This is a genomic window from Salipiger abyssi, from assembly GCF_017311415.1.
Taxonomy (GTDB): domain Bacteria; phylum Pseudomonadota; class Alphaproteobacteria; order Rhodobacterales; family Rhodobacteraceae; genus Salipiger; species Salipiger abyssi_A.
This window is the reverse complement of the sequence record NZ_JAEKIS010000013.1, coordinates 113,078-131,832: the sequence shown is the minus strand read 5'-3', so window position 1 is coordinate 131,832 and position 18,755 is coordinate 113,078. Positions and strand designations below refer to the sequence as shown.

17 protein-coding genes are annotated in these 18,755 nt (G+C 65.6%); 8 read left to right on the top strand and 9 right to left on the bottom strand.

Annotated features, from left to right (window positions below):
- Nucleotides 1-47: 47 nt before the first annotated feature.
- From I6N89_RS17505 to I6N89_RS17490, 4 genes are all read right to left on the bottom strand, one after another.
- The gene (locus I6N89_RS17505; RefSeq protein ID WP_207019812.1) at nt 48-908 is read right to left on the bottom strand and encodes a LysR family transcriptional regulator; all 861 of its coding nucleotides are present in this window, start codon (nt 906-908) and stop codon (nt 48-50) included.
- A gap of 329 nt (nt 909-1,237) precedes the next feature.
- Nucleotides 1,238-3,397 carry a phosphoribosylformylglycinamidine synthase subunit PurL gene (purL, locus tag I6N89_RS17500; RefSeq protein ID WP_207019811.1) on the bottom strand — a complete coding sequence of 720 codons (2,160 nt, stop codon included), beginning with the start codon at nt 3,395-3,397 and terminating at the stop codon, nt 1,238-1,240.
- Between the two features lie 72 nt (nt 3,398-3,469).
- Nucleotides 3,470-4,327, bottom strand: a complete 858-nt coding sequence (locus I6N89_RS17495; RefSeq protein WP_207019810.1) for a class I SAM-dependent methyltransferase — start codon at nt 4,325-4,327, stop codon at nt 3,470-3,472.
- A gap of 241 nt (nt 4,328-4,568) precedes the next feature.
- Nucleotides 4,569-5,474 carry a LysR family transcriptional regulator gene (locus tag I6N89_RS17490; protein WP_207019809.1) on the bottom strand — a complete coding sequence of 302 codons (906 nt, stop codon included), beginning with the start codon at nt 5,472-5,474 and terminating at the stop codon, nt 4,569-4,571.
- A 165-nt stretch (nt 5,475-5,639) separates the two neighbouring features.
- Here I6N89_RS17490 and I6N89_RS17485 point away from each other — a divergent pair, with 165 nt between their 5' ends.
- From I6N89_RS17485 to ccmE, 3 genes are all read left to right on the top strand, one after another.
- Nucleotides 5,640-9,062, top strand: coding sequence for an indolepyruvate ferredoxin oxidoreductase family protein (locus I6N89_RS17485; RefSeq protein ID WP_207019808.1), 3,423 nt, complete (start codon nt 5,640-5,642; stop codon nt 9,060-9,062).
- 98 nt (nt 9,063-9,160) lie between these two features.
- Complete coding sequence (gene murI, locus I6N89_RS17480) at nt 9,161-9,973, top strand: glutamate racemase (protein ID WP_207019807.1); 813 nt, start codon at nt 9,161-9,163, stop codon at nt 9,971-9,973.
- Between the two features lie 114 nt (nt 9,974-10,087).
- Nucleotides 10,088-10,537, top strand: coding sequence for a cytochrome c maturation protein CcmE (ccmE, locus tag I6N89_RS17475; RefSeq protein WP_207019806.1), 450 nt, complete (start codon nt 10,088-10,090; stop codon nt 10,535-10,537).
- A gap of 76 nt (nt 10,538-10,613) precedes the next feature.
- On the opposite strand, the gene I6N89_RS17470 is transcribed toward ccmE, so the two are convergent.
- From I6N89_RS17470 to xth, 4 genes are all read right to left on the bottom strand, one after another.
- Nucleotides 10,614-11,117: a GNAT family N-acetyltransferase gene (locus tag I6N89_RS17470; protein WP_207019805.1), complete on the bottom strand. Its 504-nt coding sequence runs from the start codon at nt 11,115-11,117 to the stop codon at nt 10,614-10,616.
- Nucleotides 11,118-11,243: 126 nt separating this feature from the next.
- Nucleotides 11,244-11,606 (bottom strand): Grx4 family monothiol glutaredoxin, encoded by a 363-nt coding sequence (gene grxD, locus I6N89_RS17465; RefSeq protein ID WP_207019804.1) that lies wholly within the window; start codon nt 11,604-11,606, stop codon nt 11,244-11,246.
- 127 nt (nt 11,607-11,733) lie between these two features.
- On the bottom strand, nt 11,734-11,976 hold the full coding sequence (locus I6N89_RS17460; RefSeq protein ID WP_207019803.1) for a BolA/IbaG family iron-sulfur metabolism protein: 243 nt from the start codon (nt 11,974-11,976) through the stop codon (nt 11,734-11,736).
- A gap of 79 nt (nt 11,977-12,055) precedes the next feature.
- Nucleotides 12,056-12,838, bottom strand: a complete 783-nt coding sequence (gene xth, locus I6N89_RS17455; protein WP_207019802.1) for an exodeoxyribonuclease III — start codon at nt 12,836-12,838, stop codon at nt 12,056-12,058.
- Nucleotides 12,839-13,177: 339 nt separating this feature from the next.
- Here xth and I6N89_RS17450 point away from each other — a divergent pair, with 339 nt between their 5' ends.
- The 4 genes from I6N89_RS17450 to I6N89_RS17435 all read left to right on the top strand — a co-directional run bounded on the left by I6N89_RS17450 (nt 13,178) and on the right by I6N89_RS17435 (nt 17,065).
- Nucleotides 13,178-13,702 carry a DUF6749 family protein gene (locus tag I6N89_RS17450; protein WP_207019801.1) on the top strand — a complete coding sequence of 175 codons (525 nt, stop codon included), beginning with the start codon at nt 13,178-13,180 and terminating at the stop codon, nt 13,700-13,702.
- A gap of 71 nt (nt 13,703-13,773) precedes the next feature.
- Nucleotides 13,774-14,835, top strand: a complete 1,062-nt coding sequence (locus I6N89_RS17445) for a DUF6902 family protein (protein ID WP_207019800.1) — start codon at nt 13,774-13,776, stop codon at nt 14,833-14,835.
- The gene (locus tag I6N89_RS17440; RefSeq protein WP_207019799.1) at nt 14,832-15,713 is read left to right on the top strand and encodes a DMT family transporter; all 882 of its coding nucleotides are present in this window, start codon (nt 14,832-14,834) and stop codon (nt 15,711-15,713) included. Before I6N89_RS17445 ends, I6N89_RS17440 begins: the two co-directional genes overlap by 4 nt.
- A gap of 110 nt (nt 15,714-15,823) precedes the next feature.
- Entirely contained in the window at nt 15,824-17,065 is a 1,242-nt protein-coding gene (locus I6N89_RS17435) for an Hsp70 family protein (protein ID WP_207019798.1), read from the top strand.
- A gap of 6 nt (nt 17,066-17,071) precedes the next feature.
- Here I6N89_RS17435 and I6N89_RS17430 read toward each other — a convergent pair whose 3' ends face one another.
- Nucleotides 17,072-17,395, bottom strand: a complete 324-nt coding sequence (locus tag I6N89_RS17430; RefSeq protein ID WP_076703682.1) for a HesB/IscA family protein — start codon at nt 17,393-17,395, stop codon at nt 17,072-17,074.
- A gap of 109 nt (nt 17,396-17,504) precedes the next feature.
- On the opposite strand from I6N89_RS17430, the gene I6N89_RS17425 reads away from it, so the two are divergent.
- Nucleotides 17,505-18,677: a deoxyguanosinetriphosphate triphosphohydrolase gene (locus tag I6N89_RS17425; protein WP_207019797.1), complete on the top strand. Its 1,173-nt coding sequence runs from the start codon at nt 17,505-17,507 to the stop codon at nt 18,675-18,677.
- Nucleotides 18,678-18,755: the final 78 nt, after the last annotated feature.

Below are 18,755 nucleotides of genomic sequence, written 5' to 3'. Positions count from 1 at the left end.
GTAAGTTCCAATAGTTAATTTTGAAAGGCTGCACTTGCAGAAATAGACTATTGCCCGGCGGGTATGGTCTGAGCGGCCTGATCGAGCGCCTCGAAGCAGGTGGTGACCCATTCGAGCGTGCGGCGGATCCCCGGATCGTTACGGCGGCTTTCGTGATAGAACAGCCAGCATTCCTCGGTCTGCGTCGGGGTGTCCGGCTGCAACGGAACCAGCTCGGGATCCTGCGCCGCCAGAATGTCGGGAAGCGGGCCGGGCAGGCGGGTTTCCTGCATCAGCCTGTGCAGCGCCATGACATGATCGACCCGCAGCCGCGGCGCGCGGCCAAAGGCCTCGTGACCGAAACGCATCAGCGCTTGTTCGTCATGGGCACCGCTGAGGCCGGCCCAGTTCTCGAGGCATCCGCCCTCGCGGTAGCGATAGAAGCGGAAGGTCAAGCTGCCGACTTTGCGCGCGATGATCCGGCCTTGTGCGGGACGAATGAACTGAATGACCAGATCGTTCTCGCCAAGGCCCTCTCGGAACATCCTGTCGGAGAAATCCAGGCGGATGCCGTCGAGCATCCGGTGATGCCTTTTCAATCCGGGAAACAGCACCAATGCAGTGATGATCGGCACACTGCCGAGGCTGATGGTGACCGGTTCCGCAGTGTTATTGACCGGCCGGCTGTTCAGCGTCGCCTGAAGTTCGCCGTCGAAATTCTGCGCCAGCTGGATCAGCGGAGACACCGCCTCGGAGGGACGCCAGCCGTCGCCGGTCTTGATAAAAGCCGGCATGCCGAGCGTTTCCGAAAGCCGGTCGATGCGGCGCGATACCGTGGCGGTATTGGTGCCGAGAATCTTGGCGGCGGCGGTCATCGTTCCGGTCTTGGACAGCGCAACGAGAAAGCGCAGATCGTCCCAGTTGGTCATAGCTCTCGCGGTCGTTTCAGGTGGTGACAAAGGCAACACACGATGCGCGTGGGCGCGGAACAAAAAACGGAAACGCGTTCTGGAGGAAAGGACTGAGCGTGGCTCTCCCCGAGGGATAGCTAGTGCTTAAGATCCGTCAGGCATTCGCGCAATTCCGATCTTTCGGAACTGCACTTCGCCCGCGCGTATGCGCGTTAGCCTGTCCAAGTCGTCTCTGACCTTATCATCCGCGTGGGAAGACAACGGCTCAAGCTTTACGTGGGGGAAATGCCGACTGATACAGTCGGGATTTCCCGTCCGTTGCATTTAGGCTTCGGTTTCGTCGCGCCTCAGCCGAAAAGCGCGCCGAAACTGCTGCGATAAAGCTGCGACAGCTCGGAAAGCGGCGCTTCGGAGCTGCCGAATTTCACCGTGTCGCCGGAGAAATGGCCAACGGTCTGGATCTCGACACCGGCCTGTCCCGCCGCAATCATCAGCGCCTCGGCCTGATCGAAGCTGCACGCGATGAGATAGCGGCCCTGATCCTCGCCAAAGAGCTCGGCGGTGTCGGCGCTGTTGAGTTGCACGCCGGTGCCCGAGGCCTCGGCCATCTCGAAGGCGGCGAGCGCCAGCCCGCCATCGCTGAGATCGGTGCAGCATTTGATCCAGTCGCGGTTGTCGCGGATGAACGTGCCGTTGCGCTTTTCCTCGGCCAGATCCACCGCGGGCGCGTCGCCCTCTTCGCGGTTGAACACCTCGGCAAGCAGCGCCGACTGGCCGAGATGGCTGCCGGTCCGGCCCACGAGCAGCGCCACATGGCCGTCGCGCGCATAGCCCAGGATCGGTTCCTCGCCGGCGGCGATGAGGCCGACGGCGCCTATGGTGGGGGTGGGCAGGATGCCCTCGCCGTCGGTCTCGTTATAGAGCGAGACATTGCCCGAGACGATCGGCATATCGAGCGCCGAGCAGGCCTCGCCGATGCCGCGCAGGGCCTCGACGAACTGGCCCATGATTTCGGGTTTTTCCGGATTGCCGAAATTGAGGTTGTCGGTGGTGGCCAGCGGCAGGGCGCCGACGGCGCTCAGGTTGCGATAGGCCTCGGCCACCGCCTGCTTGCCGCCCTCGACCGGGTTTGCCTTGACGTAGCGCGGCGTCACGTCGGAGGTGAAGGCCAGCTTCTTGTCGGTGCCATGCACGCGGATCACGCCCGAGCCGAAGCCGGGGATGCGCATCGTGTCGGCCATGACCTGGCTGTCATATTGCTCATAGACCCATTCGCGCGAGCTGTAGTTCGGCGACGAGATCAGCGCCTTCAGCCCGTCCACAGGGTCGATCTGCGGCACCTCGGCCAGCTCGGTCGCGGGCTCGGAGGGCTCCCACGGGCGGTCGTATTCCGGGGCGGAGGAGGACAGGCGCGACAGCGGCATGTCGGCCATGCAGACGCCATTGTGCATGATCAGGAAGCGGTCTTCCTCGATGGTCTCGCCGACGATGGCAAAATCCAGATCCCACTTGTCGAACACCGCCTTGGCCTCGGCCTCTTTCGACGGGTCGAGCACCATGAGCATGCGCTCCTGGCTTTCCGACAGCATCATCTCGTAGGCGGTCATGTTCTCTTCGCGCTGCGGCACCTTTTCCAGATCCAGCCGCACGCCGAGGCCGCCCTTGTCGCCCATCTCGACCGCCGAGCAGGTGAGGCCGGCAGCGCCCATGTCCTGGATCGAGATCACCGCGCCGGTCTGCATCAGCTCCAGCGTCGCCTCCATCAGGCGCTTTTCGGTGAAGGGGTCGCCGACCTGAACGGTGGGGCGCTTTTCCTCGATGCTCTCGTCGAACTCGGCGCTGGCCATGGTGGCGCCGCCGACGCCGTCGCGTCCGGTCTTGGCGCCGAGATAGACGACGGGACGGCCGACGCCGCTGGCCGCCGAGTAGAAAATCTTGTCGGTATCGGCGAGGCCCGCGGCAAAGGCGTTGACCAGGCAGTTGCCGTTATAGGCGGGGTGAAAGCGCACCTCGCCGCCGGCGGTCGGCACACCGAAACAGTTGCCGTAGCCGCCCACACCCTCGACCACGCCATGCACCAGGCGCCGGGTCTTGGGATGGTCCTTTTCGCCGAAGCTGAGCGAGTTCATCGCCGCGATGGGCCGCGCGCCCATGGTGAACACGTCGCGCAGGATGCCGCCCACGCCGGTGGCCGCGCCCTGATAGGGCTCGATATAGGAGGGGTGGTTGTGGCTTTCCATCTTGAAGACCACCGCCTGACCGTCGCCGATATCGACCACGCCGGCATTCTCGCCGGGGCCGCAGATCACCTGCGGGCCGGTGGTCGGCAGGGTCTTGAGGTGGATCTTGGAGGATTTGTAGGAGCAATGCTCGTTCCACATGGCCGAGAAGATGCCAAGCTCGGTGAACGTCGGCTCCCGGTTGAGGATTTGCAGGATACGCGCGTACTCGTCGGGCTTGATGCCGTGCGCTTCGATCAGCTCTTCGGTGATGGCCGGTTCCTGCATGATGCTTCCCCTCTGGCAGACTTGGGGGCTCTTTAAGCCAAGCCCGGCGCAGGGGGAAGGGGGCGCGGACGCTCAGGGGCGGATCGCCGAGAAAAGGTTGATACGTGCGGGAATTTCGCATCCCTCCGGCGTATCGTATTCGGCAAAGCGGCGTTCGACGGCGGCGAGGATCGCCTGCGCATCCACCTCGCTGCCCTCTTTGCTGCGCAGCTGCGCGGCCACCGGGCCGATATGGCGCGCCAGAGCCGCTGCCTCGGCGGTGCCGCCGGGCATGTTCAGCGTGGTGGCGACCTCTTCGGAGCGGATGCGCGCGGCGCCCGCCTCGGCCAGCAGCGCCTCGACCCGGGCGCGGTCGGCAAAGGCGGTGGGGCCGGGGGCGTGCGGATCGCCGGGGGCGGAGGGGCCGAGCCGCGCTGCGGCCTCCTCGGCGGCGATGCGGAACCAGCCATTGTGTTCCGCCGCCGCCCAGGCGGCAAAGACCAGCCGCCCGCCGGGGCGCAGATGTGCCAGCAGATTGGCAAAGCCCGCCACCGGATCGGCAAAGAACATCAGCCCCATGCGCGAAACGCAGAGATCGAAGGGCGCGCCCTCATGTGCCCAGACCTGCGCATCGGCGACGACGAAATCCGGCGCGCAGATCGTCAGCTCCGCCGCCCGTTCGCGCCCCACAGCGACCAGCGGCGCCGAGATATCGAGCCCCAGCACGTGGCCTTCGGGTCCGACGCGCTGCGCCGCCGCGATCGCCACCGCGCCGGCGCCGCAGCCGATATCCACCACGCGCTCGCCCGGCTGCGGATCGGCGGCGTCGAGGATGAGCCCGGTGAGCCTTTCATGCAGGATGTCGAGCTCGCGGTGCAGCCGCACCCAGTGCCGGCCCGGGCCGGTGCTCCAGAAAGATTGCTGTGCCGTGTTGGGTGTGGTCTCGGTCATGCGATCCTCCTGATGTTTCCGCAAACACTACCCACGAATCCGGAGGTATGGCCAAAAAAAAGGCCGAGCACAAAGCTCGGCCGAAGTCCAACAGGGAGGTATGAAGATGATGCGCGCTAGGGCGCTTCAAGCTTCATCTGCCGAATATGTTATCAGTTCTGAGTCGATCAAGGTTTAAGACGCCGCAGGCGCAGCATTCCCGCCATGTGTGTGGCGCATGGCTCACACTTTTTACGGGAATTCAGTCTGCGCCCATCGCTCTAAGTTGCCGCCGATGCGCGAAGATTTCGTCCTGAACGAAGTCTCGGAAGGCCGATACCCGCTTGGAATGACGCAGTTCTTCGGGATAGGCGAGGAACACCGGCACCTCGTTGCTTTCGACATCGGGCAGCACGCGGATCATCGAGGGGAAGTCCTCGATGATGTAATCGGGCAGCACTCCGATCCCGAGATTGGCGATCACCGCCTGAAGCACGCCGAAATAGTTGTTCACCGTCAGCGCGGTCTGGATGTCGTAGGTCAGCAGCTCCTGCACCAGCAGCTTGCCGGCGCTGACCTGCGCCGAAACCGGGTTCTGGCAGATCAGCCGGTGATTGGAGAGCTCGTCCAGCGTTTGGGGTTCGCCCCGCAGCGCGACGTATTCGGGCGAGGCATACATGCGCATCTTGACCGACATCAGCCGCTTGCGGATCAGATCCGCCTGGCTCGGCTCCTTCATGCGGATTGCGACGTCGGCCTCGCGCATGGGCAGGTCGAGTACGCGCTCTTCCAGCATGAGGTCGATCTTGAGATCGGGATATTTTTCGTAGAGCTTGGTCAGCCGCGGGGCCAGCCACAGCACGCCGAACCCGTGGGTGGTGGTGACCTTGAGCTCGCCGAACACCTCCTCCTCGCTGTCGCGGATGCGCGCGGTGGCGGCGTCGATGCGCTTGACCATCGCGGCGGTGGCGTCGAACAGCAGTTCGCCCTGTTCGGTCAGAATCAGCCCCCGCGCATGGCGGTGGAACAGCGTCGCGTTCAGCGACTCCTCCAGAGAGCGGATCTGGCGTGACACGGCCGATTGCGACAGATGCAGCGCATCGCCTGCATGTGTGAGGCTGCCCGCATCGGCCACGGCATGAAAGATTCTTAGCTTGTCCCAGTCCATGGCGGTAACTTTCCCCGATTGCGGGCCCTGTATACGACACAATGCACTAATGGGAACCTATGGTTTCGTAACTCGGCAAAATCACAAAAATTTCCCTGTGATGGTCAGCTTAATTGACCTATTCTTGCATCATACTGCCCATCGGATGAGCGTTGGGAGGCGCACATGACCAAGCAAGAGATCTCGCTCGAAGACCGCTTCGATCTGGAGAAAAGCCCGGTGCTGCTAAACGGTACCCAGGCGCTGGTACGGCTGATGCTGATACAAAAGGCACGCGACCGCGCAGCAGGGCTCAACACCGCAGGATATGTGACCGGATATCGCGGCTCGCCTCTCGGCGCCGTGGACATGCAGATGCGGCGTGCCGGCAAATACCTGACGAAAAACGATATCGTCTTTCAGGAAGGTCTGAACGAAGACCTGGCCGCAACCGCCCTATGGGGCAGCCAGCAGGCCGAGCTGCGTGGCGAAGGCAAATATGACGGGGTCTTCGGGCTCTGGTACGGCAAGGGGCCGGGGATCGACCGCTCTGGCGACGTGATGCGGCACGCCAATATGGCGGGCACCTCGAAACACGGCGGCGTGCTCATGGCCATGGGCGACGACCATACCGGCGAAAGCTCCACCGTGCTGCATCAGTCGGAATGGGCGATGGTGGATGCCTATATGCCGGTGGTCTCGCCCGCCGGCGTGCAGGAAATCATCGACTACGGTGTATATGGCTATGCGCTGTCGCGCTTTGCCGGTGTCTGGGTCGGGCTCAAGACCATGAAGGACACGGTCGAGGCCACTTCGGTGGTCGATGGCCGCCCCGACCGCATGTCGCTGGTTCTGCCGCAGTTCGACATGCCGCCTGGCGGGCTCAATATCCGGCTCGGCGACAATCCGCACGACCAGGAAGCGCGGATGATCGACTACAAGCGCTTTGCGGCAGAGGCGTTTTCCCACGCCAACCGCATGGACAAGCGCATGTGGGGCAAGCCCGGCGCCAAGATCGGCTTTGTCGCGGCGGGCAAGAACTGGCTCGATCTCGAACACGCGCTGGCGCTGCTGGGCATCGACGCCGACGAGGCCGAGCGGCTCGGCATCACCACCTACAAGGTCGGGCAGGTGTTTCCGCTCGATATGAAGGGCTTCCACGACTGGGCCGAGGGGCTCGACCTGATCGTCGTCGTCGAGGAAAAGCGCAAGCTCATCGAGGTGCAGGTCAAGGAGGCGATCTTTGACGACCGCCGGGGCCGCCGCGTCTGGGGCTGGCACAAGGGTGGCGGCGCCGGTTCGATGCACGGGCCGGAGCTGTTCCAGACCAAGGCGGCGCTCGATCCGATCATGATCGCAGAACGGCTCGGCGACATCCTGATCGAGGAGGGACGCGGCACCGATGGCATCAGGGCGGCGCTCCGGTCGCTCGCCGATGCGCGTAAATCCGACAATGCCGAGGATCTCGCGGCGCGGCTGCCCTATTTCTGTTCCGGCTGCCCGCACAACACCTCCACCAAGCTGCCCGAGGGCAGCCGTGGCTATGCCGGGATCGGCTGTCATTACATGGTGCAGTGGATGGACCGCGAGACCACCGGCTTCACCCATATGGGCGGCGAGGGCGCGAACTGGATCGGCGAGGCGCCGTTCTCGACCACCAGGCATGTCTTCCAGAATCTCGGTGACGGCACCTACAACCATTCGGGCGTACAGGCCATTCGCGCCGCCGTCGCGGCGGGCACCAGCATCACCTACAAGATCCTCTTCAACGATGCGGTCGCCATGACCGGTGGTCAGCAGAACGAGGGCGGGCTGAGCGCGCAGCAGATCACCGAGGAACTGCTGGCGATGGGGGTGAAACACGTCGCTCTGGTCTATGACGAGAAGGAAGAGATCGACCTCGACGCCTTTCCCAAGGGCATCGAGAAACACGAGCGCGCCGAGATGGACACGGTGCAAAAACGCTTTGCCGAGATCGAGGGTGTTTCGGCCATTGTCTATGTGCAGACCTGCGCCGCCGAGAAGCGCCGCCGCCGCAAGCGCGGCAAGTTCCCCGATCCCGACCAGCGCGTGTTCATCAACACCGATGTCTGCGAGGGCTGCGGCGATTGCGGCGTGCAGTCGAACTGCGTCGCCATCGTGCCGGAAGAGACCGAGCTTGGCCGCAAGCGCGCCATCGACCAGTCGAGCTGCAACAAGGATTTCTCCTGCCTGAAAGGCTTCTGCCCGAGCTTCGTGACGCTGGAGGGGGCGAAGATCCGCAAGGGAGAGACCACCGCGCTTGAGCTGCCCGACATGCCCACGCCGCAGCTTCCCGAGATCGACGGCACCCATAACGTGGTGATCACCGGCGTCGGCGGCACCGGTGTGGTGACCATCGGTGCGGTGCTGGCGCAGGCGGCGCAGATCGCCGGGCTCGGCGCCGGCATGATGGAAATGGCCGGGCTCGCGCAGAAGGGCGGTGCGGTGCATATCCACTTGCGGCTGGCCAATCGCCCCGAGGATATCTCGGCGGTGCGCGTGGCCATCGGCGAGGCCGACGCGCTGATCGGCGGCGATCTGGTGGTGAGCGCCGGCGCCAAGACGCTGGGTCTGACCCGCGCGGGCCGCACCGGTGCGGTGGTCAACAGCCACGAGATCATCACCGGCGATTTCACCCGCGACACCGAATTCGCACTGCCCTCCGACCGGCTGAAGCTGGCGCTCGAGGCGCGGATGCAGGACCGGGTGCAGCTTTTCGACGCCAGCGAGCTGGCGCGCGCGACGCTGGGCGATTCGATCTTTTCCAACATGATGATCCTCGGCGCCGCCTGGCAGCGGGGGCTGGTCCCGGTGCCGCATGATGCCATCGCCCGGGCGGTGGAGCTGAACGGCGCGGCGGTGGAGAAGAACCTGCGCGCCTTCGAGATCGGCCGCTGGGCCACACTGCATCCCGAAGAGGCGGCGCGGCTGCTGACGCCGAATGTCGTCGACAAGCCCAAGACGCTCGACGAAAAGATCGCCTTCCGCGAAAACCATCTCATCGCCTATCAGGGCAAGCGGCTGGCCAAGCGCTATCGCCGGATGCTCGATCAGGCCGAGGACACGCGCCTGCGCGAGGCGCTGGCCAAGGGCTATCACAAGCTGCTCGCCTACAAGGACGAGTACGAGGTGGCGCGGCTGCATCTGGAGACTCATGACAAGGCGCTCGCGACCTTCGAGGACGGGTTCAAGATGTCCTTCCACCTGGCGCCGCCGATGCTGTCGAAGACCGGCCCCGACGGCCGCCCGGTCAAGAAGCGCTATGGCGAGGGCATGTTGCGCGGCTTCGGTGTGCTGGCAAAGCTCAAGGGTCTGCGCGGCACGCCGCTCGATCCGTTCGGGCGCACGGCGGAGCGCAAGATGGAGCGCGCGCTGATCGCCGAATACGAGGCCGATATGGCCGAGGTGCTGCCCAAGGTCACGCCCGAGACGCTAGACGCCACCGTCGCGCTGGCCGAGCTGCCGCTGTCGATCCGCGGTTTCGGCCCGGTGAAGGAGAAGAACCAGCAGCAGGCCGCCAAGCGCCGCGAGGAGCTGCTCGCGGCGATCCGTCAGGGCGGGGCGCCGCTCGCGCAGGCCGCCGAATAGGTCTGCGGCTTCCGTCGGAATGGATTTTCCGGCACAACCTGCCTAAGAGCAAAACAGCGCCGCGCGACTCGCGCGGCGTGCGAGGCGGAGGCAGGCAGATGGCGGTAGGTGTGTTCGATTCCGGACTGGGCGGGCTGACGGTGCTCGACGCGGTGGCCAAGCGGCTGCCCGAGGTGCCTTTCGTCTATTTCGCCGACACCGCCAACGCGCCTTATGGCGTGCGCGATGCAGACGATATCTACAACCTTACCACCGCTGCGGTGGAGCGGATCTGGGAGGCGGGCTGCGATCTGGTGATCCTCGCCTGCAACACCGCCTCTGCCGCCGCGCTGCGCCGGATGCAGGAGAGCTGGATCCCCCGCGACAAGCGCGTGCTGGGGGTCTTTGTGCCGCTGATCGAGGCGATGACCGAACGGCAATGGGGCGACAACTCGCCCCCGCGCGAGGTGGGCGTGCAGCATGTGGCGCTGTTCGCCACGCCCGCCACCGTGCGCAGCCGCGCTTTTCAGCGCGAGCTGGCCTTCCGCGCCATCGGCGTGGATGTGGAGGCGCAGGCCTGCGGCGGGCTTGTCGACGCGATCGAAGAGGGCGACATGATCCTCGCCGAGGCGCTGGTGCGCTCGCATGTGGACGCGCTCAAGCGCAAGATGCCGACGCCGCAGGCGGCGATTCTCGGCTGCACGCATTACCCGCTGATGCAGGACATCTTTCAGGACGCGCTGGGGCCGGAGGTCTCGGTCTATTCGCAGGCCAATCTGGTGGCCGAGTCGCTGGCGGATTATCTCCAGCGCCATCCCGACATGCTGGGCTCGGGCAGCGAGACGCGCTTTCTCACCACCGGCGACCCGCGCAAGGTGTCGCGCCATGCGACACGCTTCCTGCGCCGCGAGATCGCGTTCGAGGCGGCCTGAGCCCCCGCGTCAGGGCGCCGCAATTTGATCTGGCGCACTTACATCCGGGCTTTTGAATGCCATATAGTGTAAGCTGATGAACATCCGCGGCGGACTCGGGTAGGAGGAGGCACCATGTCGCTCAAATCGCTGAAGAAGCAGCGCCGCATCCAGGTGGTTGCGCTCGCCGCCGTGGCGCTGGTGATCTCCACCGCGCTGATCGGCTATGCGATGCGCGACGGCATCAACTTCTTCCGCTCGCCCAGCCAGGTGATGGAGGAGCCGCCCTCGCCGAACGAGACCTTCCGCATCGGCGGTCTGGTGGAAGAGGGCTCGCTCATTCGCGGCGACGGTCACGAGATCCGCTTCAACGTGACCGATGGCGGCGCCACTGTCCCGGTGATCTTTGCCGGTGTGCTGCCGGATCTCTTCTCGGAAAACCAGGGCATGGTGGGCACCGGGCGCTATGTGGACGGGGTGTTCAAGGCCTCGGAGATCCTCGCCAAGCATGACGAGACCTATATGCCGAAAGAGGTGATGGACGCGCTGAAGGAGCAGGGGGTCTACAAGGAGCCCAGCAGCTGAGCTTCGGTCTTTCGGGAACACCCGAAAAAGGGCTGAGCTGATCGAGGGCGCGCCGTTTGGGCGCGCCTTTTGCGTTTTACGTCAAAGGCATCTCGAAAAAGCACAGCTCTTCGGCCTCACCGGGCGCATAGGTCAGGTAGGGTCCGCATTCGCGAAACCCCATGGCAAGATAGAGCGCGCGGGCCGCATGCAGGGTCTTCATCGTGTCGAGCAGGGCGCGGCTCTGGCCGCGTGCCCTGGCGCGCGCCAGCAGCTCCTGCACCAGCGCGCGGGCGGCACCCTTGCCCCGGCCTTCGGGCGCCACATAGAGCCGCTTGATCTCGCAGCTGCCATCCTCCAGCGCGTGCGACATGGCGCAGCCGACGGGGCTGCCTCCGGCCATTGCCAGCAGCACCGCGTCATGCCCCTCGGGCAGTCTGGCCAGCGTCTCGGCATAGGCCGCTTCGGGATAGAAGCTGTCGACCAGCACGCGGCCCATCGGGTCGTGTTCGGCGAGGTGCCTACGGTAATCCATGCAGAGCGCGCGTACCGCTGCCAGCTCCTCCGCCGCGCGGGCGTCGCGAATCTCGATCTCTGGCATTTCAGCGCCTTTCCCTATCGTTTCGGGATATCCCGAAATACCCGCGCTCAGCGCTAACCCCTATCCCGGAATGAAAAAAGCAGCCCCGGGGGCTGCTTTTCCCAATCGCCGGGGCAGGGTGTGCCCTCAGGCGTTGGCTTCGCGGATCTTCTCGGCGGCATCCTTGTTATAGGTCACGCCGCTGGTCTCGAAGAGCTGGTCGAGCTCACCCGACAGAGTCATCTCGGTGATGATGTCGCAGCCGCCGACGAATTCGCCCTTCACATAGAGCTGCGGGATGGTCGGCCAGTCGGAATAATCCTTGATGCCCTGACGGATCCCGTCGTCGGCCAGCACGTTCACATCGAGGAAATCCACCCCCATGTAATTCAGCACGCCCGCAACGCGGCTGGAAAAGCCGCATTGCGGCTGGGTCTTGGTGCCTTTCATGAACAGCACCACATCATTGGCTTTCACCGTGTCGTCGATCGTCGTCTTCGCGTCGGTCATCGTGTTCTCCTTACGAGGCGCCGCTCTTTCGCGCGCCTGGCCCGCCAGTATCGCGAGCCGTGTCTCATGAAGCCGGCCAGATCCGCGCACCATGTGGATACGCCGAGCAGGCCGCTTGGCTCTGTCATCAGTCGGGCGACTTGGTGGTCAGCGCAAGCGCGTGCAGCGCGCCGTTATTGCCGTCCATCTTGCCCTTCAGCGCGGCATAGACCGCGCGCTGCTGCTGAACGCGGTTCTTGCCACGAAAGCTCTCGTCGATCACCTCGGCAGCATAGTGATTGCTGTCCCCCGCAAGGTCGGTGATTGTGATCTTCGCATCGGGAAAGGCGGCCCGTATCAGCTGCTCGATCTCCGTCGCTTCGATGGCCATGTGGCGAAACTCCGCTGTTCAGTGTCCTGTCACTCAGATGTAAGCCCCATGCCGCACCTACGCAAGCATGCGCCGCATGTCAGCATGCCAACTCGACCCAGACCGGGACGTGGTCGGAGGGCTTTTCGCGGCCCCGGATCTCGCGGTCGATCTGCACATCGGTCATCAGATCGGCGGCCTGCGGCGAGAGCAGGACATGGTCGATGCGGATGCCGTTGTTGCGCTGCCAGGCGCCGGCCTGGTAATCCCAGAAGGAGTAATGCCCGGGGCCGGGGTGGCGGGTGCGAAACGCTTCGGTGAATCCCAGGTTGAGGATCCGGCGAAAGGCGGCGCGGGTCTGCGGCAGGTAAAGCGCATCCTCTTCCCAGGCCTCGGGTTTCGCCGCGTCCTCAGCCTGCGGAATCACGTTGTAATCGCCGGCCATGAGGAACGGCATTTCCTCGTCCAGCAGGGCGCGGGCGCGCGCCTCCATGCGCTCCATCCAGGCGAGCTTGTAGTCGTATTTCGGCCCCGGCGCCGGGTTGCCGTTGGGCAGGTAGAGCCCGCAGAGCCGCAGCGCGTGGGTGTCGCCCACCACCGTCGCCTCGATCCAGCGCGCCTGCTCGTCCTCGTCATCGCCGGGCAGGCCGCGGGTGACGTCCTCCAGCGGCAGTTTCGACAGAATCGCGACGCCGTTGAAGCCTTTCTGACCGTGGGTTTCGACCTGATAGCCGCGCTCTTCGAAATGCTCGCGCGGGAAGGCCTCGTCGACGGATTTGATCTCCTGGAGCAGCGCCACGTCGGGCTTGGCCTCGTCCAGCCAGTCGCTCAGGGCCGCGATGCGTGCCTTGACGCCGTTGATGTTGAAGCTGGCGATCTTCATGGAGCCCTCCGCTGCGCTCGCCCAGCTATCGCTCAAGCACCGCTCGGGGGCAAGCCCGCAGCCGGTTTCGCGAAGGCGATTCGAGCTTAAGACACAGCGATTCGCAGGTTTCCAGAGGGCACAGAAACTTATCCACAGAAAATATTTCCCTGTGGAGAAACGAGAATTTTCAACTTTTCAGGCCGACTAGCGGCGGTCTTTCATGTGCATAAATTGTGTATTGTTCAACCTATGCAAGAAAGCATATTGCCAGAAACACGCATTGGCGGAAACCCTGAAACGGCCAAATGGCACGAACTTCAACGCCTAAATCGGCTTTTTCACACAGGGGTTTCCAGAATGTCCGCTCAACTCAAGCATGCAATCACTGAAGAATCCGTTGACGCGCTCGGTGCGGATCTGTTCGGCGGCGACGGCTGCTCGATGTTCACCTCGGGTGCCGCGCCCATGGGCAGCGAAACGATGACCGGCGATGCGCTGGAGATGTTCACCTCCGGTGCCGCTCCGGTGACCGGTTCCGCCGCGACCGGCGAGGCCACCGGTCTCTTCACCTCGGGTGCCGCGCCGATGGGCAGCGCCACCATGACCGGCGAGGCCGTCGCGCTCTTCACCTCCGGCGCCGCACCGGCGCAGTCGGAAACCGCCAGCGGCGACGCGGTGGAGCTCTTCACCTCCGGTGCCGCGCCGGTGACCTCCGAGGCCTCGCAGGGCGATGCGGTCGAGATGTTCACCTCCGGCGCCGCACCGACTGCCAGCGACGCGATCCGTGGCGATGCCGTGGAAATGTTCACCTCGGGCGCCGCGCCCAAAGGCACCCGCGCCGCAGCGGGCGAGGCCACCGGCCTGTTCACCTCGGGCGCCTGATCGTCCGATGTCTTTGCAGCGGGCGTCTTGGGGATGAGACGCCCGCGCGCACCAGAAGGAAGAGGCCCGACATGACCAATGTGATCGCGCTCCGGCCCAAAGCCCGCGTCGCCACGCCGGAAACCGGCGCCGCCGCGCTGCTGACCAGCTTTGCCACCTGCCGACGGCGTCAGGAGGATGTGTTCTGGCTGAAGGAAAACGCCGAGCTTCTGAACATTCTCGAATGCACCGGCACCATGTTGCCGCGCGCGGCGCTGGAGGCGCTGGCAGGCTTTTACGAGACGGTCGAGAAACGACTGGCCTTTTTCCCGCAATATTACCGTTTTCTGCTGTCCATCACGCTGGATCTCGAGGATCTGGGGATGGAGGGCGACACCGGCGCGATGCTGGCCGACCGCGCGGCGCGTGAGGATTTCGCCGGCGCCGAGCTTTCGGACCTGCAACGTATGGAGGCGCGCCGGCTTCTGGCGCGGCGCGATGTGGACGGTCCGGAGGACGCAGGACTGGCCGACCGGCTGCGCGCGTTTTGCGCCCGGACGCAGACCTTTGCCTTGCCGAACAAGAAAGCCGCCTATGAGCTGACCCATATCGTCTTTTACCTCAGCGAATACGGGCGGCGCGACCCCGAGCTGGGGGCGGAGGCGCTCACCAGCCTGCATTTTGCCGGCAATCTGGCATTTCTTGAGCAGAATTCCGATCTTCTGGCCGAAATCTGCATCGCGCTGCGCTATGCCGGCGCCGAGCCACCGGCGCTCTGGACGGGCTGGCTGGCACGCGAGACGCATCTGTTTTCCGTCGAGCAGGGCGAGGGGCTCTCGGTCGCCGACGATTATCACGATTTCCTCGTGTGCAACTGGCATGCGGCGGTGACGGGGGCCGAGCCCTTCCGCAAGCCGCTGGTGGCGGAGCGCATGCGCTTCACCCGCTCCGAACGTGTCGCGGCACCGCTGCGCGAGCTGTCGGAGGCGCTCTTTGCCGAGGGCGATGCGCGCCGTCCGGACTGGCCGGTAATGCGGGCGCGGATGCAGGCGCGGCTGTCGCCGCAGACGCTTGATGTGGTCGATACGCTGGCCGGGCAATCGGCGCATTTCGACGCCTTCTTCGAGGGCTTCGCCCGCGCGGGGCAGGCATGAGCGCCGCGCGCAGTGCGCTGGCGGGCGCCGGGCTGGTGGCGCTCTATACCGGCGCCATCGCGGCGGCGGACGGCATCACCAAGCTGATCGCAGGCGGCTATGCCGCGCCGCAGCTCTTTGCGCTCTCTTCGGGGCTGGTCATTCTGCTGTCGCTGGCCGCTGCGCGGCGCGGCGGGCATGGCGGGCTGCGCACGCGCTGCCGGGGTGTCATGGCGCTGCGCGCCATGCTCACGGTGCTGGCGGCCATCGGCTTCTTTCAGGCCTTCCGGCTGCTGCCCTTTGCCGATGTCTTCCTGTTCATCGCGCTGATGCCGCTGATCGCGGCGGCGCTTTCCGGCCCGGTCCTGGGCGAGCCGGTGCGCCCGGCGGTGTGGCTGGCGCTGAGCCTTGGCGCGGCGGGGGTGCTCTGCCTGATGCCGGCGGGGCGGCTGGCGGTCGATCCGGGCCATCTCTGGGCGCTTTTCGCGGCGCTGACCGGCACCGGCTCGATGGTGGCGGCGCGCTATATCGCGCGGATCGAACGGGTGCCCTTGGCGCAGGTTTTCTGGCCCAACCTCGCGCTGATGCTCACCATGGGCGTGGCGCTGCCCTTTGTCTGGCAGCCGATGGGGCTGGCGGATCTGGGCTGGGTCACGGGCTATGCGCTCTTTCTCTTTGCCGCGCGCTGGCTCTCGGTCGAGGCGCTGCGGCTGCTGCCGGCCTATGTGGCGACGCCGCTGATGAATCTGCAATTCGTCTGGATGGTCGCCATCGGCTGGTGGGGCTTTGGCGAGCTGCCGGGCATGGGCACGATGCTGGGCGTGGCGCTGGTCGTGGGCTCCGGGCTCTGGCTGGTCGCCGACGAGGCGCTGCCTGCCCGCCGCGCGCTCCGCGCCTGATCCTTTCCCTCTGAGGCCGCCCCGGGGTCCACGCGATCCCGGGGCGGTGTCTTGCGCGCCCCGGCGCTTTGCGGTAGCGGCAGCACCTTCCCGCCGCAAAGGATACCGCCATGCCCGTGCCCGCCACGCTTGCCGTCGATTTCGGAACCTCGAATTCCGCCGCCGCGATGCTGGAGCAGGGCGCATTGCGGCGCATCGCGCTGGAGCCCGGGGCCGAGACCCTGCCCACCGCCGTGTTCTTTCCCGAGGAGGGCGGCGCCATGCGCATCGGCTCGGCGGCTGCCGAGGCGTTGATCGCAGGTGAGGACGGGCGCTATATGCGGGCGCTGAAAAGCGTGCTGGGCACGCCGCTCTTTCACGAGAAACGCCTGATCGCCAGGCGCCGCCGCACGCTGGCCGAGATCGTCACCGCCTTTCTGGTCGAGGTAAAGACCCGCGCCGAGGCGCAGACGGGCAGGGCGTTCGACCGGGTGCTCTCGGGCCGTCCGGTGCATTTCCACAGCTCCGACACCGCGCGCGACGCGGCGGCGCTGGCGGATCTGCGCGGCTGCTACGAGGCGGCGGGGTTTGCGCAAGTGGCGTTCCTCTATGAACCCGAGGCGGCAGCGCGCGCCTTTCAGGAGGCCGACCGCCCCGGCGAGCTGGGGCTGGTGGTCGATATCGGCGGCGGCACCTCGGATTTCTCGGTGTTCCGCGCCGCGCCGGAGGGGATCGAGATCCTCGCCTCGCATGGCATAAGGCTGGGCGGCACCGATTTCGACCGCTCGGTCTCGCTGAGCCACGCCATGCCGTTGCTGGGGCTCGGCTCGCAGTTGCGCCGGCCGCTGGGCGAGGGGCTGCTGCCGGTGCCCAATGCGCTTTACGTGGATCTGGCGACCTGGGCGATGATCCCGTTTCTCTACACCGCCGACACCCTGCGCGCCGCCCGCGACATGAAGCGCCATGCGGTGGAGCCGGAGAAATTTTCCCGCCTTGTCAGCGTGCTGGAGGATGAGCTGGGCCACGAGCTGGCCTTTGCCGTGGAGCGCGGCAAGATCGCCGCCAATAGCGGCACGCCGGGTGCCGCCATCGAGATGGGGGTGATCGAGCGCGGGCTTGCGGCGCCGCTCACAGCCGGGGCGCTCGCCGCCGCGCTGACGGAGGCGGGCGAACAGTTGCGCCACGCCATGTACGAGACGTTGCACCGTGCGCAGGTCACGCCGATGCAGATCGGTGCCGTGGTGCTGGTCGGCGGGTCGAGCCTGATGCGGCTGGTGGCCGACGCGGCGCGCGCGGTCTGCCCAGGCGCGCGGCTGCGCCGGTCGGAGGCGTTCACGGCGGTGATCGACGGTCTGGCGCTGGCCACCGCCTGAGCGCGCTCACATGGCGAAGCTGGTGCCGCAGCCGCAGGAGCTGGTGGCGTTGGGGTTCTCGATCACGAACCGCGCGCCGATCAGCTCTTCGGTGAAGTCGATCGTGGCATCGGCGAGGAACGGCAGCGAGATCTGATCGACGACCACGCGTTCGCCGCTGCCTTCGAGGACGAGATCGTCCTCGGCGGGATCGTCGAGCGTGATTTCATACTGGAATCCCGAGCAGCCGCCACCCTCGACCGCAACGCGCAGGGCCTTGCCCTGGGCATTGGCGCCGATCTCGTTGAGGCGGGCAAAGGCACGCTCGGTGACTTTCGGAGGCAGGTTCATGTCTGGACTCGCAAAGGTTTATCTCGGGAGGCACCCGTAATATAGGAAGAACAAGGACAGGCGGCAACCGGGCGAGACGATCCGGGCCGCATAGCAGAAGGCGACCCGCATGGCGATCTACGCTTGCGACCCGGCACAAGCGCGCGGCAGGCGCGTGACGGAAGAGGAAAGCGCGTTCCGCTCCTGCTTCCAGCGCGACCGGGACCGCATCATTCATTCATCGGCCTTTCGACGGCTCAAGCACAAGACCCAGGTCTTTGTTGAGCACGAGGGCGATTTCTTCCGCACCAGGCTCACCCATTCCATCGAGGTGGCGCAGGTGGCGCGCACTATGACTGGCGCGCTGGGGCTCAATACCGATCTCACCGAGGCGGTGGCGCTGGCGCATGACCTCGGCCACACGCCTTTCGGTCATACCGGAGAGGATGCGCTGCACGAGCTGATGGCGCCTTTTGGCGGCTTCGATCACAATGCCCAGGCGCTGCGCATCGTGACCTCGCTGGAGCGCCACTATGCCGAGTTCGACGGGCTCAACCTCACATGGGACACGCTGGAGGGCATCGCCAAGCACAACGGCCCTCTGCTGCCGCTGGCCGAGGGCAAGGCGCTGCCGGTGACGCTGGCGGAGTATAACACCAGCCACGATCTGGAGCTGCACACCCATGCCAGCGCCGAGGCGCAGGTGGCGGCGCTTTCGGACGACATCGCCTATAACAACCACGATTTGCAGGACGGGCTGCGCGCCGGGCTCTTCACCGAGGACGAGATTGCCGAAATGGCGCTGATCGCCCCGGCCTATGCCGAGGTCGACCGGCGCTATCCCGGGCTCGAACCCTATCGGCGCCGGCACGAGGCGCTGCGGCGGGTCTTTGGCTATATGGTCGAGGACGTGATCGACACCAGCCGCGCGCGGCTGGAAGCGGCGGCGCCCGGCTCGGCGGAGGAGATCCGCCATCTGGGCCGCCCGGTCATCGCGTTCTCCGACGAGATGTGGGTGAAGCTGAAGGAGGTCCGCGCCTTCCTGTTCCGTCGCATGTACCGCGCGCCCTCGGTGATGGAGATCCGCACCAAGGTCACGCAGGTGGTGCGCGATCTCTTCCCGATCTACATGGAGCGCCCCGAAAACCTGCCGCAGCGCTGGCGGCAGGAGATCGACGCGGCGCAGGACGAGGCGGCGCTGGCGCGGCTGGTGGCCGATTACATCGCCGGCATGACCGACCGCTTCGCGCTTCAGGCGCATGCGCGGCTGATGGGGGTCGATATTCTGCACGATCTGCCCTGACGTCTCCGAAAGCAGGGCTGGACAGAAACTGCCCGCGTGCCATTTGCTGAGCGCAGGGCCGCGCTTGCGCACGTTTGC

Coding starts and splice junctions, on each gene's coding strand:
- I6N89_RS17505 (WP_207019812.1), bottom strand. CDS start 908: ATGACCAACTGGGACGATCTGCGCTTTCTCGTTGCGCTGTCCAAGACC.
- purL (WP_207019811.1), bottom strand. CDS start 3,397: ATGCAGGAACCGGCCATCACCGAAGAGCTGATCGAAGCGCACGGCATC.
- I6N89_RS17495 (WP_207019810.1), bottom strand. CDS start 4,327: ATGACCGAGACCACACCCAACACGGCACAGCAATCTTTCTGGAGCACC.
- I6N89_RS17490 (WP_207019809.1), bottom strand. CDS start 5,474: ATGGACTGGGACAAGCTAAGAATCTTTCATGCCGTGGCCGATGCGGGC.
- I6N89_RS17485 (WP_207019808.1), top strand. CDS start 5,640: ATGACCAAGCAAGAGATCTCGCTCGAAGACCGCTTCGATCTGGAGAAA.
- murI (WP_207019807.1), top strand. CDS start 9,161: ATGGCGGTAGGTGTGTTCGATTCCGGACTGGGCGGGCTGACGGTGCTC.
- ccmE (WP_207019806.1), top strand. CDS start 10,088: ATGTCGCTCAAATCGCTGAAGAAGCAGCGCCGCATCCAGGTGGTTGCG.
- I6N89_RS17470 (WP_207019805.1), bottom strand. CDS start 11,117: ATGCCAGAGATCGAGATTCGCGACGCCCGCGCGGCGGAGGAGCTGGCA.
- grxD (WP_207019804.1), bottom strand. CDS start 11,606: ATGACCGACGCGAAGACGACGATCGACGACACGGTGAAAGCCAATGAT.
- I6N89_RS17460 (WP_207019803.1), bottom strand. CDS start 11,976: ATGGCCATCGAAGCGACGGAGATCGAGCAGCTGATACGGGCCGCCTTT.
- xth (WP_207019802.1), bottom strand. CDS start 12,838: ATGAAGATCGCCAGCTTCAACATCAACGGCGTCAAGGCACGCATCGCG.
- I6N89_RS17450 (WP_207019801.1), top strand. CDS start 13,178: ATGTCCGCTCAACTCAAGCATGCAATCACTGAAGAATCCGTTGACGCG.
- I6N89_RS17445 (WP_207019800.1), top strand. CDS start 13,774: ATGACCAATGTGATCGCGCTCCGGCCCAAAGCCCGCGTCGCCACGCCG.
- I6N89_RS17440 (WP_207019799.1), top strand. CDS start 14,832: ATGAGCGCCGCGCGCAGTGCGCTGGCGGGCGCCGGGCTGGTGGCGCTC.
- I6N89_RS17435 (WP_207019798.1), top strand. CDS start 15,824: ATGCCCGTGCCCGCCACGCTTGCCGTCGATTTCGGAACCTCGAATTCC.
- I6N89_RS17430 (WP_076703682.1), bottom strand. CDS start 17,395: ATGAACCTGCCTCCGAAAGTCACCGAGCGTGCCTTTGCCCGCCTCAAC.
- I6N89_RS17425 (WP_207019797.1), top strand. CDS start 17,505: ATGGCGATCTACGCTTGCGACCCGGCACAAGCGCGCGGCAGGCGCGTG.